The 15,961-nt window shown below is 65.1% G+C and carries 15 protein-coding genes; 6 read left to right on the forward strand and 9 right to left on the reverse strand.

Annotated elements, in window-relative coordinates; translation table 11 throughout:
* Positions 1–64: 64 nt before the first annotated feature.
* Genes ACLBKS_RS07785 through ACLBKS_RS07795 form a run of 3 tightly spaced genes read left to right on the forward strand, consistent with a single transcriptional unit; the run spans position 65 to position 2,838 of the window.
* A complete protein-coding gene (locus ACLBKS_RS07785) occupies positions 65–1,051 on the forward strand; it encodes an ABC transporter substrate-binding protein (RefSeq protein WP_410192222.1) in 987 nt (328 codons plus the stop codon).
* Between the two features lie 14 nt (positions 1,052–1,065).
* Positions 1,066–1,806: a class II aldolase/adducin family protein gene (locus ACLBKS_RS07790; RefSeq protein ID WP_410192223.1), complete on the forward strand. Its 741-nt coding sequence runs from the start codon at positions 1,066–1,068 to the stop codon at positions 1,804–1,806.
* A 45-nt stretch (positions 1,807–1,851) separates the two neighbouring features.
* On the forward strand, positions 1,852–2,838 hold the full coding sequence (locus tag ACLBKS_RS07795; RefSeq protein ID WP_410192224.1) for a Bug family tripartite tricarboxylate transporter substrate binding protein: 987 nt from the start codon (positions 1,852–1,854) through the stop codon (positions 2,836–2,838).
* Between the two features lie 149 nt (positions 2,839–2,987).
* Here the strand turns inward: ACLBKS_RS07795 and ACLBKS_RS07800 are convergent, their stop codons facing one another.
* The 5 genes from ACLBKS_RS07800 to ACLBKS_RS07820 form a co-directional block, all read right to left on the reverse strand.
* Positions 2,988–4,004: a class 1 fructose-bisphosphatase gene (locus ACLBKS_RS07800; protein WP_410192225.1), complete on the reverse strand. Its 1,017-nt coding sequence runs from the start codon at positions 4,002–4,004 to the stop codon at positions 2,988–2,990.
* Positions 4,005–4,017: 13 nt separating this feature from the next.
* The gene (gene pepN / locus ACLBKS_RS07805) at positions 4,018–6,672 is read right to left on the reverse strand and encodes an aminopeptidase N (RefSeq protein ID WP_410192226.1); all 2,655 of its coding nucleotides are present in this window, start codon (positions 6,670–6,672) and stop codon (positions 4,018–4,020) included.
* A 4-nt stretch (positions 6,673–6,676) separates the two neighbouring features.
* Positions 6,677–7,781, reverse strand: a protein-coding gene (gene prfB / locus ACLBKS_RS07810) for a peptide chain release factor 2 (protein ID WP_138922566.1) whose coding sequence is annotated in 2 segments (ribosomal slippage) — positions 6,677–7,699 and positions 7,701–7,781 — 1,104 coding nt in all. Because the reading frame shifts where the segments join, the coding sequence is not laid out codon by codon here.
* 118 nt (positions 7,782–7,899) lie between these two features.
* Positions 7,900–8,412 (reverse strand): ABC transporter ATP-binding protein, encoded by a 513-nt coding sequence (locus ACLBKS_RS07815; RefSeq protein WP_410192227.1) that lies wholly within the window; start codon positions 8,410–8,412, stop codon positions 7,900–7,902.
* 84 nt (positions 8,413–8,496) lie between these two features.
* Positions 8,497–9,444 (reverse strand): alpha/beta fold hydrolase, encoded by a 948-nt coding sequence (locus ACLBKS_RS07820; RefSeq protein WP_410192228.1) that lies wholly within the window; start codon positions 9,442–9,444, stop codon positions 8,497–8,499.
* A 129-nt stretch (positions 9,445–9,573) separates the two neighbouring features.
* Here ACLBKS_RS07820 and ACLBKS_RS07825 point away from each other — a divergent pair, with 129 nt between their 5' ends.
* On the forward strand, positions 9,574–10,650 hold the full coding sequence (locus ACLBKS_RS07825) for an aldo/keto reductase (RefSeq protein WP_410192365.1): 1,077 nt from the start codon (positions 9,574–9,576) through the stop codon (positions 10,648–10,650).
* Between the two features lie 14 nt (positions 10,651–10,664).
* Positions 10,665–11,156: an aminoacyl-tRNA deacylase gene (locus ACLBKS_RS07830; RefSeq protein WP_410192229.1), complete on the forward strand. Its 492-nt coding sequence runs from the start codon at positions 10,665–10,667 to the stop codon at positions 11,154–11,156.
* Positions 11,157–11,465: 309 nt separating this feature from the next.
* On the opposite strand, the gene ACLBKS_RS07835 is transcribed toward ACLBKS_RS07830, so the two are convergent.
* On the reverse strand, positions 11,466–12,878 hold the full coding sequence (locus ACLBKS_RS07835) for a coniferyl aldehyde dehydrogenase (protein ID WP_410192230.1): 1,413 nt from the start codon (positions 12,876–12,878) through the stop codon (positions 11,466–11,468).
* A 58-nt stretch (positions 12,879–12,936) separates the two neighbouring features.
* Positions 12,937–13,593, reverse strand: coding sequence for a YitT family protein (locus ACLBKS_RS07840; protein ID WP_410192231.1), 657 nt, complete (start codon positions 13,591–13,593; stop codon positions 12,937–12,939).
* Positions 13,594–13,677: 84 nt separating this feature from the next.
* Between ACLBKS_RS07840 and plsY the strand changes: the two genes are divergently transcribed.
* Positions 13,678–14,337 carry a glycerol-3-phosphate 1-O-acyltransferase PlsY gene (plsY, locus tag ACLBKS_RS07845; RefSeq protein ID WP_410192366.1) on the forward strand — a complete coding sequence of 220 codons (660 nt, stop codon included), beginning with the start codon at positions 13,678–13,680 and terminating at the stop codon, positions 14,335–14,337.
* Between the two features lie 121 nt (positions 14,338–14,458).
* Here plsY and ACLBKS_RS07850 read toward each other — a convergent pair whose 3' ends face one another.
* On the reverse strand, positions 14,459–15,418 hold the full coding sequence (locus tag ACLBKS_RS07850) for an HD-GYP domain-containing protein (RefSeq protein WP_410192232.1): 960 nt from the start codon (positions 15,416–15,418) through the stop codon (positions 14,459–14,461).
* Between the two features lie 51 nt (positions 15,419–15,469).
* A complete protein-coding gene (locus tag ACLBKS_RS07855; protein ID WP_410192233.1) occupies positions 15,470–15,955 on the reverse strand; it encodes a YajQ family cyclic di-GMP-binding protein in 486 nt (161 codons plus the stop codon).
* Between the last annotated feature and the right edge of the window lie 6 nt (positions 15,956–15,961).

Below are 15,961 nucleotides of genomic sequence, written 5' to 3' on the forward strand. Positions count from 1 at the left end.
CTTACCGTGCGTCCGTTCCCGGTTCGCCCTGCGCGCCCGGGGCACGGAACACATCGGAGACTTCGTGAGCAGGCTGACCCTTTCCGTCGCCATGGGCGACTACGACCGCACGCGTGCGCTGCTGGATGGCGCGGTTTTGATTGACGGTGTCGATCCCATCTTCATGACCTTGTCGCCGGAGGAAGCCTTCTTCCGCGCCTTCCGCGGTGCCGAGTTCGATGTCAGTGAGCTTTCGCTGTCGAGTTACACGCTCAAGGTGTCGCAAGGTGACTGTGCCTATGTCGCGGTGCCGATCTTCATGTCGCGTGCCTTCCGCCACACCGCGATCTACGTGCGGCGCGACCGCATCCGTCAACCGTCCGATCTGCGCGGTAAGCGCGTGGGTTTGCCTGAATACCAGCTCTCGGCCAATGTCTGGGCGCGCGCGCTGCTCAAGGACGACTTCGGCATCTTGCCCAGCGACGTGACCTGGGTGCGCGGCGGCATCGAGACGCCGGGGCGCCCCGAGAAGCTGCGCATCGAATTGCCCACGGACGTGAAGCTGGAAGCCGCCGACGAGACGGACACGCTGTCGGCCATGCTCGACCGGGGCGATATCGATGCCTTCGTCGGTCCGCGCGCGCCCTCGTGCTTCGGACGCAATCCGCAAGTGGGCTGGCTCTACGCGGACCCGACCGCCGCAGCCCAGGACTATTACCGCCGCACCCGCGTTTTTCCGATCATGCATGTGCTGGGCCTGCGCAAGACGCTGGTGGCGCAGCACCCCTGGCTGCCCGTGGCGCTCTACAAGGCGTTCGACGCGGCGAAGAACCTCGCCCTCGAGCGGCTGGCCGATCCGTCCGCGCCCAAGACGTCGCTGCCTTTCCTGGAGGAGCAGATCGCGGCGGCGCAACAACTGATGGGACCGGACTACTGGCCCAACGGCGTGGCCGCCAACCGCCACACGTTGGAGGCCTTCCTGGCCCACCACCATGACCAGGGTCTGTCTCGGCGCAAGGTGAGCGTGGACGAGTTGTTCGCTTCCACCACCTATGAGATGGCCAAGATCTGAGGAGCAGCGAGACCATGACCCTGCCGACCCCGGCCGCTGGCCCCGCCGCCGAATTGATCGCCGATCTGGTGTCGGCCAACCACATCCTGTTCGACCAAGGCGTGGTGGATGCCTTCGGTCACGTCAGCGTGCGCCACGACGTGCATCCCGAGCGCTTCTTGCTGGCGCGCAACATGGCGCCCGGGCAGGTGCAGGCCGAGGACATCGTGCAGTTCGCGCTGGACGGGACGCCCCTGGACGCTGGCGACCGGCGGGTGTATCTGGAGCGTTTCATCCACGGTGCGATCTACCGGGCCCGCCCGGAAGTGATGGCCGTGGTGCACAGCCATTCGGCCTCGGTCGTGCCCTTCACCGTGTCGCGCCGCACCCGGCTGGCGCCGGTCTGCCACATGAGCGGCTTTCTTGGCGCGGGCGCGCCTCTGTTCGAAATTCGCGACAGCGCGGGTGACGCGAGCGACCTGCTGGTGCGCGACGAGCGCTTGGGCCAGGCGCTGGCCGACCGTCTGGGCAGCGCCCACATCGTGCTGATGCGCGGCCACGGCTCCACCGTGGTGGCCCCCTCGCTCAAGCTTGCCGTGTATCGCGCGGTCTACGCGGAGATCAACGCGCGCCTGCAACTGCAAGCCACGCAACTGGGCGACCCTGAATTTCTGACGCCCGGCGAATGCCGAGCCGCCATGGACAGCACGGAGGGGCAGGTCGAGCGCCCCTGGAACCTCTGGAAACAAGCCGCCGTCGAACGCCGCCGGTCGTGACCAGGGCACCGGCCAGACCCATCACAACCACACCAGGAGATCACCATGCAGACTTTGTTTTCCCTCGCACGCCGCCATGCGGTCGCAGCCGCCCTGTTGGCCGTGACGGTCGGGCTGCCGTTCGTGGCGCAGGCCCAGCAAGACTGGCCTTCGCGTCCCGTGCGGGTCATCGTGCCCTCGTCGCCGGGCGGCGGCACCGATGCCTTCGCGCGTCTGCTGACGCAGGCGCTGTCTGAGCAACTCAAGCAGTCTTTCGTGGTGGACAACAAACCCGGTGCCAGCGGCAACATCGGCGCCGACCTGGCGGCGAAGTCCACGCCCGATGGCTACACCTTGCTGATCGCGTCCAATTCCTCGCTGGGCATCAACCCGGTGATCATGAAGAGCATGCCCTTCGACGCTGAGCGAGACCTGACGCCGGTGAGCCGGGGCGTGATGGCACCCATGGTGTTGGTCGCGACACCGTCCACGGGCTGGAAGACGGTGAAGGACCTGATCGCGGCCGGCAAGCAGGACGGCACCAAGTACTTTTATGGCTCCGCGGGCGTGGGCAGCCCGCCCTACATCGGCGTGCGCATGTTGGAAGAAGCCTCGGGCACGCGCTTCACCCACGTGCCTTACAAGGGTGTGGCGCCCGCGTACCAAGACCTCTTGGGTGGCCAGCTCCATTTCATGTACACCGACCTCGCGACGATCGACCAACACATCAAGGCGGGCAAGGTGGTCGCGCTGGCCGTGAATGAGAAAACCCCGCTCTTGCCCAACGTCCCTACCTTGCAGGAAGCGGGACTGAACGTGCGTGCCTGGACGTCCTTCAGCATCATGGCGCCGGCCAAGACGCCCGCGCCCATCATCAAGAAGCTCAGCGCGGAAATCAGCAAGGCTTTCCACAATCCGGCCGTGCGGCAGCGCTTGGAGCAACAGGCCCTGATCCCCGTGCTGGACACGCCCGAAGCCTTCGCGGTCGAACTGCGCAAGGAGCGCGAACACTGGGGCCAGTTCATCAAGCGCAACAACATCACACCGGAGTGACAACGCGGTGCCTCCGGCAGCGCGATGAGAGAAACAGAGAGAGGCGACGTCGATGGGGGAATCTGAGCGGGCAGTGGCCCGCCGGATTCCATAAAAAAAACCGATGCCCGGCTTGTCCGGGCATCGGCCTTTTTGCGGGGTGCTTCGGCTCAAGCCTGGTGGTAGGACGTCACGCGCTCCACCTCGTTCTTGCTGCCGAGAATGACGCTCACGCGCTCGTGCAGCTTCTTGGGTTGGATGTCCAAGATGCGCTGGCGGCCATTGGTGGAGGCGCCACCCGCCTGCTCGACCAGCCAGCTCATTGGGTTGGCCTCGTACATCAGGCGCAGCTTGCCGGGTTTGTCCGGCTCGCGCTTGTCCCAGGGGTACATGAAGACGCCGCCGCGCGTCAGGATGCGGTGCACGTCGGCCACCATGCTGGCGATCCAGCGCATGTTGAAGTCCTTGCCGCGCGGACCTTCCTTACCCTGCAGGCATTCGTCGATGTAGCGCTTCACCGGGGCGTCCCAGTGGCGCATGTTCGACATATTGATGGCGAATTCCTTGGTGTCTTCAGGAATGCGCACGTTCTCTTGGGTCAGCACGAAGGAGCCTTGTTCACGGTCCAGCGTGAACATGGCCACGCCGTCACCCACGGTCAGCACCAGCGTGGTTTGCGGCCCGTAAACGCAGTAGCCCGCAGCAACTTGCTGCCGGCCCGCTTGCAGGAAGTCGGCTTCGCTGACCGCCTCGATCTTCTTTGGGTCGTCGTTGGGCTTCTTGAGCACGCTGAAAATCGTGCCGATGCTCACGTTCACGTCGATGTTGCTGCTGCCGTCCAGCGGATCGAACAGCAGCAGGTACTCGCCCTGCGGGTAGCGGTTGGGCACGGCGTAAATGCTGTCCATCTCCTCGCTGGCCATGGCCGCGAGGTGGCCGCCCCATTCGTTGGCTTCGATCAGCACCTCGTTGGCGATGATGTCCAGCTTCTTCTGCACTTCGCCCTGCACGTTCTCGCTGTCGGCGCTGCCCAGCACGCCGCCCAAGGCGCCCTTGTTGACGGCGTGGCTGATGCTCTTGCAGGCGCGCGCCACCACTTCGAGCAGCAGGCGAAGCTCGGATGGAATGTGGCCGTGCACGCGCTGTTGCTCGACGAGGTAGCGGGAGAGGGAAATTTTCTGGCTCATGTTCGGGTCTCGTTCATTCTTCGGCGAGAGCGCGGCTCACGACTTCACGCACGTCGTTGCTCAGGTCCGGCTTGGCGGCGACGCGGGCGATGGCCTCGCGGGCGGCGTGCCGGTAGGGCTCGGCGAGCTTCTTCCAGCGGTCCAGCGCGCGCGCGAGGCGGGCGGCGACTTGCGGATTCAGCGCGTCGAGTTCCAGCACGCGTTCGCTCCAGAACACATAACCGGCCGCGTCGGCGCGGTGGAAGGCGCCGGGATTGGCGCTGCAGTAGCTGAAGATCAGGCTGCGCGCGCGGTTGGGGTTCTTGAGCGTGAAGTCCGGGTGCTTCATCAGTTGCCTGACGGCGGGCAGCACGTCGCCGCCGCGGTCGGAGGCGCCGGCTTGCAGGGCGAACCATTTGTCCAGCACCAGGGCCTCGTTCTTGAACAGCGCGTGGAAGCGCTGAAGGGCGTCGCGCGCCAGGGCGTGGCCGCTTTGCACGAGGGCGGTCAGCGCGTAGAAGCGGTCCGTCATGTTGCCCGCGTCCTTGAAGCGCTGGTAGGTCTTGCCGGGCCAAACCACGTCGCCGGTTTCGCGCGCGGCCAGGCAGAGCATGGCCAGCGCCAGGCCCGCCAGCGCGCGCCGCCCAGAGGAGACGGCGTCGGGCCGGTAGGCGCCGGTGTCATGGTGCTGTTCATAGGCCCACGCCCAGTCCTCGCGCAGTTCCAGCGCCAACTGACCACGCATGGCCTCGCGCACGGCGTGCACGCGCTGCGGGTCCACCACGTCCAACTGCTCGGCGATGTAGGTCTCCGAGGGCAGGGTGAGGACGAGTTCCTTGAAGGCAGCGTCGAGCTGCGGGTGGCGCAGCACGGCGCGCATCGCGTCCAGGTAGGCCGCGTCCAAGGGCTGCTCGGTGGCGCCGCTGTCGATGGCGGCCAGGGCGCGTTTGAGGGCCAGGCGCTGACCCGCTTCCCAGCGGTTGAATGGGTCGCTGTCGTGCGCCAGCAGGGTCAGCAGCTCGGCATCGCTGTAGTCGTAGCGCAGCACCACGGGCGCGCTGAAGCCGCGCAGCAGCGAGGGCACGGGCTCGGACACCACGCCTTCGAACACCACCTCGGTCTGCGTCTCGCTGAGCACCACGGTGCGGGCGCTGTTGGGGATTTCACGACCATCGGCGTACAGCAGGCCCAGGGCCACGGGGATCACGAACGGCAGTTTCTCGGCCTGACCCGGGGTGGGCGGGCAGCTCTGCGTAAGCGTCAGTGTGTAGCGCTGCGCCGTCGCGTCGTAGCGGCCGCGCGCGGCGACCTGGGGCGTGCCCGCCTGGCTGTACCAGCGCTTGAACTGCGGCAGCAGGCGCGCGAGTTCGGAGCCGGGGTTGGCGTCGGCGATGGCCTGGGCAAAGTCGTCGCAGGTCACCGCCTGGCCGTCGTGGCGCTGGAAGTACAGGGCCATGCCCTTGGCGAAACCGTCGCGACTCGTCAGCGTCTGCTGCATGCGCACGACTTCCGAGCCCTTTTCGTACACCGTGACGGTGTAGAAGTTGTTGATCTCGATGTAGCTGTCGGGCCGCACCGGATGGGCCATGGGGCCCGCGTCCTCGGGGAACTGGGCGGTGCGCAGCACGCGCACGTCTTCGATGCGCTTGACGGCGCGGGCGCTGGCTTCGCCCGCCAGGTCCATGCTGAATTCCTGGTCGCGGAAGACGGTCAAGCCTTCCTTGAGCGAGAGCTGGAACCAATCACGGCAGGTCACGCGGTTGCCGGTCCAATTGTGGAAGTACTCGTGACCCACCACGCTTTCGATGTTGGCGTAGTCGACGTCCGTGGCCGTGGCTTGGCTGGCCAGCACGAACTTGGTGTTGAAGATGTTGAGGCCCTTGTTCTCCATCGCGCCCATGTTGAAGTCGCTGGTCGCGACGATCATGAAGCGGTCCAGGTCCAGCGGCAGCTGGAAGCGCGCCTCGTCCCAGGCGATGGAGGCCATCAGCGAGTTCATCGCGTGCTCGGTCTTGTCCAGGTCGCCCGGACGCACGTAGACCTGCAGCAGGTGTTCGCGGCCATTGCGCGCCTTGACGCGCTGTTCACGCGCGACCAGCTGGCCTGCCACCAGGGCGAACAGGTAGCAGGGCTTCTTGTGCGGGTCGACCCATTTGGCAAAGTGGCGGCCGCCTTCCAGTTCGCCTTGCTCGACCAAGTTGCCGTTGGACAGCAGCACGGGGTATTTCTTCTGGTCCGCGCGCAGGGTGACCGTGTAGCTGGCCATCACGTCCGGGCGGTCAAGGAAGTAGGTGATGCGGCGAAAGCCTTCGGCTTCGCACTGCGTGAAGAACGTGCCCTGGCTCACGTACAGGCCCATGAGCTTGCTGTTCTTCTCGGGCGCGCAGGTCGTGAAGATTTCGAGATCGAAGGCGTCCGAGCTCGTGGGCAGGTTCTCCAGCACCAGCTGGTCGCCCTCGGTCTTGAAGCTCGTGCCTTGGCCGTTGACCAGCACGCGCGCCAGGTTCAGTTCCTCCCCGTCGAGCTTCAGGGCCTGGGCCGCAACGTCGGGGTTGCGACGCAGGCGCATCTTGTTGAGCACGCGGGTCTTGGCCGGGTCCAGGTCGAAGGTCAGTTCGACGCTGTCAATCCAGAAGGCGGGGGCCGTGTAGTCCTCGCGCCGGATGACGGTGGTGTGTCCTTCACGCATGATTTCAGACTCCCTGCTTCAGTGAAGCTTCGATGAATGGGTCAAGGTCACCGTCCAGAACCTTCTGGGTGGCCGATGTCTCGTAGTTGGTGCGCAGGTCCTTGATGCGGCTCTGGTCCAGCACGTAGCTGCGGATCTGGTGGCCCCAGCCCACGTCGGTCTTGGTGTCTTCCAGCTTTTGCTGCTCTTCCATGCGCTTGCGCATCTCAAAGTCGTAGAGGCGGCTGCGCAGGCGCTTCCAGGCCACGTCGCGGTTGCTGTGCTGGCTGCGTCCGTCCTGGCACTGCACCACGATGCCGGTGGGGATGTGCGTCAGGCGCACGGCCGAGTCGGTCTTGTTGATGTGCTGGCCGCCCGCGCCACTGGCGCGGAAGGTGTCGGTGCGCACATCGGCCGGGTTGATCTCGATCTCGATGGTGTCGTCGATTTCCGGGTAGACGAAGATGGACGCGAAGCTCGTGTGGCGTCCGCCCGAACTGTCGAAGGGCGACTTGCGCACCAGGCGGTGCACGCCGGTTTCGGTGCGCAGCAGGCCGAAGGCGTAATCGCCCTCGATCTTGATGGTCGCGCTCTTGATGCCTGCCGTGTCACCCGGGGTTTCGTCTTCCACCGTGGCCTTGAAGCCCTTGCGCTCCGCGTACTTGAGGTACTGACGCAGCAGCATGCTGGCCCAGTCACAGGCTTCGGTGCCGCCCGCGCCCGCCTGGATGTCCAGGAAGGCGGGCAGGGGGTCGGCCGGGTTGTTGAACATGCGGCGGAATTCGAGTTTCTCGACGATCTCCGCGAGCTTGCCCGCCTCGGCCTGGATGGTCCGCAGGCCCGCCTCGTCACCGTCTTCCTTGCTCATCTCGAAGAGCTCGGAGTTGTCAGCCAGTTCGCTGGTCAGCCGGTTGAGCGTGACGACCACTTCGTCCAGCGACTTTTTTTCCTTGCCGAGTTCCTGCGCCTTCTTGGGGTCGTTCCAGACCGTGGGGTCTTCCAGGGAGGCGTTGACCGTCCTCAGCCGTTCAGCCTTGGCATCGTAGTCAAAGATACCCCCGAAGTTCGACCGTGCGCTGGCTGAGGTCGGCCAGTTGAGCGCCGATGGCGTTGATCTGTTCTGCGTCCATGGTGGGTGTCCTGTGGTGTTCTGAGCGGGCTGCCGACGGCAGCGTTGCGATTCCGAAAACCCCGTATTTTAGGTTCCCAAGGACGCCAGCCGGACACCTTGGACCGGCCAGGGATGTTTCAGAAGCTGCGGTCGAAACCGAGGGCAAAACCCGCGGTGCCCAGCACCATCAACTGCACGCTGTCACGGGCGCTGACCTGGTAGCCCAAGGAGGGGACGATGCCCGGCGAATAGCCGTTGTGGTTCAGCGGCACTTTGTCGGCGTATCGGCCTGTGTAGCCGTAGATGATGCCCGCGGTGACTTTGGCCGACAGCCCGGGCATGTCCAGAAAGTCCTGCTGTTCGTAGCCCGCATACGCGTACGCCGAGGGCTGGCCAAAAGAGTTGCTGAACAAGGCCAGGCCGAGCAACTGCCTGGGGTCTTGCTGCTTTTCCAGTGAGGCGATGAAGACTTGCCGATGCTCAGGGTTGTGATGCCAGTGGTGCACATAAGGCACGACGGTGAGCGTCCAGGGCAACTCAGGCGGTGTTTCGGCGGACTCAGAGAGCGCCCTGGGGGTTTGCGCGGGCAACTCCCCCGCATGGCTGTGGAGTGCGCCCAGCATCAGGGCTGCAAGGGCGAGACGAGACAAGAAAACGTGCATGACCGGAACGAGACCGACGGGAGCGTCGGAGAACAGGGAAAGGCCGGCATTGTCCGCGCACTTCAGCCCACTTCAGGGCACCGGCACCTGCGCCTGCGCCGTGAGGAAATGTTCGATCAAGCCGGCGAGTTGCTCCGGTTGGTCGTGGTGCAGCATGTGCGCGGCGTTGTCGATCACCTCCCGGCGCAAGCGCGGCACGGCCCGCAGCCGCTCATGGAACTCGGCCAGGCTGTAGCGCCCCTGCCACCACTGCTCCATTTCGGTCTCAGAGGCCTCGACGACGAGCACGGGAGCCGTGATGGCGGCGTAGGCGGCTCGCACTTCCTCCACGCGGTAGAGCTGGGGGTTGACGATCTTGTGCGCCGCGTCGCCCAGGATTTCCCAGTCGCCTTGGGTGTTCGGGCGTGCCCATTGCCGCGCCAGCCATTGCGCCTTGTCTAGGGGCAGGCGCGGGTTGGTCTTCATCAGGCGACGCGCCACGCCATCGGCGTCCGCATAGGTCTTGAGCGCCAATTCGCCGCGATGGAACTGCTTGAGTTCGTCCATCCAGGTGGCGTGACGTGCCGGGGCCTGCTCGGGCTGGGTCGCCGGCAGGCCGAAGCCTTCAAGGTTGATCAGTCGGCGGATGCGCTGGGGCCGCGCGCCTGCGTACAGCATGACCACGTTGCCGCCCATGCTGTGGCCCAGCAGGTCCACCGGCTGGCCGAGCGCGACCTGGTCGAGCAGGAAGTCCAGGTCAGCCAGGTAATCGGGAAACCCATAGTGATCTTGCGACGGCCCCTCGGTCAATCCGAAGCCCCGCCAGTCCGCCGCGATGATGGCGCGGCCCTGCGCGAAGTCCTCGCTGAAGGCATCCACGACGAACTGGAAGGACGCGGCCACGTCCATCCAGCCGTGCATCAGCACCAAAGGCGGCGGGGTGGCGGCGTTCGGGGTATCGGGTCCCCATCGCAGCACGTGGTAGCTCAGGGTGCGGACGGGGACATGGCTGCTGCGGGCAACGCGACGAGGCTGGTACATCGCCCGATCATACGAAGGCCGACGCGCGAACTCAGTCAATGGCGTGACTACTGCGCCGTGCCCGAGCTGGCCGTAAACTCGCCGGGCATTCCTTCGAACCTGAGAAAGAAAGACACCATGACCCTTGCGATGAACCTCGTCCCGCTTGGCACCAGCGATCTGCGCGTCACTCCCATCTGCCTGGGCACGATGACCTTCGGTGAGCAGGTGAGCGAGTCGGACGCGCACGCCATCCTGGACCGTTCCCTGGACCGTGGCGTGAATTTCCTGGACACGGCCGAGATGTATTCGGTGCCCGCGCGTGCGGAAACCTTCAACGCGACCGAGAAAATCATTGGCAATTGGCTGGCCAAGCGCCCCGATGCCCGCAAGAAGATGGTGCTGGCCACCAAGATCGCCGGGCCTTCCCGCGGCATGCCCTGGGTGCGCAATGGCGCGCTGGACGTGACGCCCGCCGACATCATCGCGGCGTGCGAGGGCAGTCTCAAGCGCATGAAGACCGACGTCATTGATCTCTACCAAATCCATTGGCCCGTGCGCCATGTTCCGGCCTTCGGGGCCATGTATTTCGACGTGGAGAAATCCAAGAAGGAAGACGCAAAGCTCACGCCCATCCTCGCGCAGCTGGAGGCCATGGACAAGCTGGTGAAGGCCGGCAAGGTGCGCGCCATCGGTCTGTCCAACGAAACGCCTTATGGCGTGCACGAGTTCGTACGCCTGGCCGAGCAACACGGCCTGCCGCGCGTGGCCACGGTGCAGAACCCTTATTGCCTGAGCAACCGCACGGTCGAGAACGGGCTGGACGAAACCCTTTACCGCCTGAATGTGGGCTTGCTGGCCTACTCGCCGCTGGGCTTCGGGGCCTTGACGGGCAAGTACGACGCCAGCGGTTTCATCGGCCCCGGCGCGCCGGAGCAGGCACGCCTGACCAAGTTCGAGTCCTCGCGCAAGCAGCGTTGGGGGCGCTCTGAATCGTTGGAAGCCGCGCGTCGTTACAACGCCTTGGCACGTGCCCATGGGCTGACGCCCACGCGCATGGCGCTGGCCTTTTGCTACACCAAGTGGCAGGTGGCGAGCACGATCATCGGCGTGACCTCGGTGGCGCAGCTGGACGAGGACCTGGACGCCTGGGGCACGACCCTGTCGCCCGAGTTGTTGCAGGCGATCGACCAGATTCGCAAGGAGATCCGCGACCCCGCGGTCTGAGCGAGGGTTCGTGCATGGCGAAGAAAGAGCACGTTTCAGAAACCCCCGCGACCGCCTTGCTCAAGGCGCGGGGGGTCGTGTTCACCGAGCACCTGTATGACTACGTGGAGCACGGCGGAACGGCGGAATCGTCGCGGCAGCTCGGGTTTCCGGAGCACGAGGTGGTGAAGACGCTGGTGATGCAGGACCAGGATGCCAAGCCCTTGATCGTGCTGATGCATGGCGACCGCAAGGTTTCCACCAAGAACCTGGCGCGGCAGATCGGCGCGAAGTCGGTGGAGCCCTGCAAGCCTGAGGTGGCGAACCGGCACAGCGGCTATTTGGTGGGCGGCACTTCGCCGTTCGGGACGAAGCGCGAGATGCTGGTCTACATCGAAGAGAGCATCCTGGCCTTGCCGAAGATTGCGATCAACGGCGGGCGGCGGGGGTATCTGGTCAGGATCGCGCCGTCGGTGTGCCTTGAATTGCTGAATGCCAAAGTGGTGAATTGCGCCTTGGTGGATTGACGGGTTTGTTGGCGTTTGGTGTGCTTGCAGGGGTGGCGTTGCGCGAGCCGGGCTGTGCGCCAAGTCGCTCATACGAGGCCGGTCGGCTTCGCCGACTTCGCAGCGTCAGGGCGGCGCACGCCTGTCCGGCATAACTCACTGCGCGCCTTCAGCGCTCCGTTCAGACAGGATGCCGGAAGTCAGATCACGAAGCGCGCTGACTTCAGCGCGCGACGGCGTGCCCCGCCCTGACGCTGCCGCCCCCGAAATCGCGTCTCGGCGCACAGCCCGGTCCGTGCATCGCCAACTCAGCAGAAACGCCCAGTTGGATTACCGCAGCAAGAACTTCAACAGCCGATCCACCAACTTCCCATACGGCGGCGCCAACAAAGCCGCCGTGGAGAAACGAGCTTGCGTGAACACCGGCCGCAGTTTCGAGAAGGTGAGGAAACCTTCGAAGCCGTGGTAATGCCCCATGCCCGACGCGCCGACCCCACCAAAGGGCAACTCATCCTGGGCAACGTGGAACAAGGCATCGTTGATGGAAACACCGCCGGACATGATGCGCGTCAGCAGCTTCTCCTGTTGCGCACGGTCGTTCGTGAACGGGTACAGCGCCAGCGGCCGTGGACCTGCGTTGACGCGTTGAATCACCTCGGTGTCCAAATCTTCGTAGGCGATGACCGGCAGGATGGGCCCGAAGATTTCGCGCTGCATCAGCTCGCAATCTGCGGGAGCATTCAGCAGCAAATGCGGCGCGATGCGGCGTTTGGCCTCGTCGAAGGCCGGACCGGGGATGAGCGGGACCAGGCGCGCGCCGCGTGACCGAGCCTCCTCCATCGCGTTCTTCAGTCGGGCGTAGGCCCTGGCGTCGATGATGCTGGTGTAGTCCGGCGTGTCCAGCGCGGGGTAGCGTTGGGCGACGATCTCCTGGGCCATTTGCACGAAGGCCTCCACCCGGTGTCGGGGAACGTAGGCGTGGTCGACCGTGGTGCAGATTTGACCCGCGTTCAAGTACTTCACGTAGAGCAGGCGTTCGGCGGCCGTGCGCAGCGGAAAGTCGTCCAGCAGAACAGCGGGTGACTTGCCACCCAACTCGAGCGTGACGGGACAGAGGTTGGCGGCAGCCGCCGCCATCACGGCCTTGCCCGTTTGGCCCGAGCCCGTGAAGAGCAGGTGGTCGAAAGGCAGCTTGGAGAACTCGATGCCCACGCCGCCGGTCTCGTCGAACACCTGCAGCTTGTCCGCAGGGAAGTAGCGCGGCAACTCGCGCATCATCAGCGCGGCCAGATGGCGCGAGTTTTCGCTCATCTTCACCATGGCGCGATTGCCCGCGGCGAGGATGGCCGAGAGAGGCACCAGACTCAGGTTGAGCGGGAAGTTCCAGGGCACGATCACGCCGACCACCCCCAGGGGCTGCGGGATCACACGGTTGCGTGCCAGACCAAAGGCCAGGCGATCGATGCCCCTGCGCTGCGGGCGCATCCATCGACGCAGATGTTTGCGCGCATGGTGGATCGCGTGCAGCGTGGGGATGACCTCGGTCACCAGCGTCTCATGGTGCGAGCGGTGCCCATAGTCCGCGCTGATGGCCGCGCAGATCGCGTCTTGCTGTTCCCTCACGAAACGTTCCAACTGATGCAGATCAGCCAAGCGGCTGGCGCGGTCGGGTGCCGGGTCCGCGAGATAGGCCTCGCGCTGGGCGTGCAGAGCAGTCTGCAGCAGTTCGGTGCTTGCGGTCATGGCGTTCTCCTGTCGTGGGTCGGGGGCTTGGTCCGCGAATGCCGGTGACTGGGCCAAATCAGTGGGCCATGTAGCGCCCGGCCCGATGGTTGACGATGAGTGTGAGGTTGAGCACCACCGCGCCGATCACGGACAGCGCGACTTGCGTCAAGGGCATGGTCAGCAGGGCCAACAGCAGGACCAAGCCATCGGTGGCCATCTGAACCTGGCCGGCTCGCCAACCGCGCGTTTCTTGTAGCCAATAGGCCAGGATGCCCACGCCGCCCAGGCTGGCTTGGTGGCGGAACAAGATCAGGAATCCCACCCCCAGCAGCACGCCGCCGATGAGTGCGGCATACAGCGGCTGCACCGTGCCGAAGCTCACGCAGCGCGGCGTGATTTCCGTCAGCAGGGACAAAAGGGCCACCGCGATGATGGTCTTGACCAGGAAGGCGCGCGGCATGCGGCGCCAGGCCAGGGCGTAGAAGGGCAGGTTGAGCACGAAGAACACCAGGCCGTAGTTCCAATCCAGGCCGTAATGCAGCAGAAACGACAAGCCAGCCACGCCACCGCCCAACAGGCGTTCGTGCTGGAACAGGGTCACGGCCAGGGCAATCAGCGCGGTGCCGAACAAGAGGGCCAGAGCGTCCTCAGCCAGGCTGTGCCGGGGTGCGACGGGGGGGCGAGTGCCCGGGTTCTTGGCACTTGGATTCGCGGAGTCAACAAAATCGGTCATGCACGGATTGTGGCATCCGTGCCGCCGCGGGCTCGCCCTCGATCGGTGGGCGGTGCAGGCTCGGGCACAATAACGGCCTTGTTTTTGTTGGCTCGTCGCATCTTGGCTACTTACTCCTCTTTCCTGCTCCCGGCACTCGTGGCATTGGCCGCCTACTTGCTCGGCTCCTTGTCCTTTGCCGTCATCGTCAGTCGCGTGATGGGGCTGAACGATCCGCGCACCTATGGCAGCAAGAATCCTGGCGCCACCAACGTGCTGCGTTCCGGCTCCAAAAAGGCGGCCGTGGTCACCTTGCTGCTCGACGGGGCCAAGGGCTGGTTGCCGGTGGCTCTGGTGGCTTGGTTCGGTCCAAGCTACGGCTTGGGCGACGGCTCGGTGGCGCTCGCGGCTTTGGGGGCCTTCCTGGGGCATCTCTACCCGGTGTTCTTCCGCTTTGTGGGCGGTAAGGGGGTGGCGACTGCCGCCGGCGTGCTGCTGGGTCTGCACTGGGCGCTGGGGCTGGCCGTGCTGCTGACCTGGGTGCTGGTGGCCGTGGTGTCGAGGTATTCGTCCCTGTCGGCGCTGATCGCTTCGGTGGCCGCGCCGCTGTACTACATGCTGGGTGGCGGCGAGCTATGGAACACGAATCCGCCGGTGCTGTTTGCGGTTTGCGCGATGTCTTTGCTGCTGATCTACCGCCATGCCGAGAACATCGGGCGTCTTGCGCGGGGCCAGGAAAGCAAGCTGGGTCAGAAAAAGAAATAACAGCCGATTGACTGCTTGACTGCTTGATGTTTGGCTGCTTGACCATTAGACCCGTCGCTCGCGCAAGCCGCGAACTGGTCACGGGCCCGATCGTCTGACAGCGGCCCCGTAGCGGGAGTGCTCAGCGCCAGTGGGCCTGCGCGCCGAGTTGCAGGATCTGGTGGTGATTGGGCCGCAGCCGGACCAGGGCGGTGGCCAGCGCGGCCTTGATGGACGGGCTGCCCTGCAGGGTCTGGTGCAGTCGCGGTTGAGGTAGGGCTTGTCCGTCCGACCCGGTCAGCACCGCCACGTGGGGAAGATTGGCCCGTTCGCTGCGTCGCACCACCAAGGCCAGCGCATTGTTTTCCAATTGCACGTAGGTGCCCGGAGGGCACAGGCCGACGGCGCGCACCAGGGCATGTCCGACCTCATCCGCCGTGGCGTGCGAGCCGTTCATGATGGCCCGCACGGATTCGGTGGTGCTGCGCCCGGCGCGCGACTTGCGTGGAGAAATCATCGCCGCATAGCGGTCCACCGCGTGCAGGATGCGCACCAGCCGCCGCAGCGGCGATAGGGCATTCAGGGGCAGGGGTGTCGCATCCTCGTCGTGATGGCGGCGCACGATCTCCACCCACAGCGAGTCAGCCACGCCCAGGCGGTCAGCCAGCAAATGGGCACCGCGCGGGGCATGGGTGCGCACGGCCTCCTGCTGCTCGGCGCCAGGCTTCTCGGTCTGCAGAGCCAGTTGGTCCTGCAACTCCGTCATGGCGATGTTCATGGTCAGCGCGGCGTGCACCAGGCTGTCGTGTTCGCTCCCGTCCAGTCGCAGCTCGTTGCCCAGCAGATGGCATAGGGTGGCGCAGACCAGGCTGTGCGACGCGCTGTAGCCGACCCAGGAATTGGTGGCCAACTGGAACAGCAGGTACAGGCCCAGGTCCGCGTCGCGGCGCAGCAAATCGCGCAGCCAGCGGTCGTACTGCACCACGCGCTGCTCAAACTCCCGCACCGACAGCGGGTTGGAGAGCAACACGCCCAGGCCGGACTCCAGATCGGACCACAGCCCGAGCAGGTCTTCGTACTCGTTTTCGTCTTGGACGCTCATGGTGCAACGGCGGCCCAGGCGGGTTGGCGGCGGCTGCGCGTCAAGGGCACCTCAGTCGCGGAAGTTGTTGAAGTCCAGCGGGGTGTCGCTGATCTCTTTGCGCAACAGGGCGATGGCCGCCTGCAGGTCGTCTCGCTTGGTGCCCGTGACGCGCACCTTGTCCTCTTGGATGCTGGCCTGCACCTTGAGCTTGCTGTCCTTGATCAGGCGCTGGATCTTCTTGGCCAGTTCGGCTTCGACGCCGTTCTTCACCTTGACGACCTTCTTGACCTTGTCGCCGCCGATTTTTTGCAGATCACCGATGTCGAGGAAGCGCACGTCCACGGACTGCTTGGTCAGCTTGCCGCGCAGCACGTCGAGAATCTGCTCGATCTGGAAATCCGCGTCGCCGATGAGGGTGATTTCCTTGTCTTTGATCTCAATGCTGGCCGATGTGCCCTTGAAGTCAAAGCGGGTGCCGATCTCCTTGGCGGCGTTGTCCACGCCGTTCTTGACCTTGACCATGTCGGCTTCGCAAACGGTGTCGAATGAAGGCATATTGCG

Source organism: Hylemonella sp. W303a, from assembly GCF_046452315.1.
In the GTDB taxonomy this organism is placed as follows: Bacteria; Pseudomonadota; Gammaproteobacteria; order Burkholderiales; family Burkholderiaceae_C; genus Hylemonella.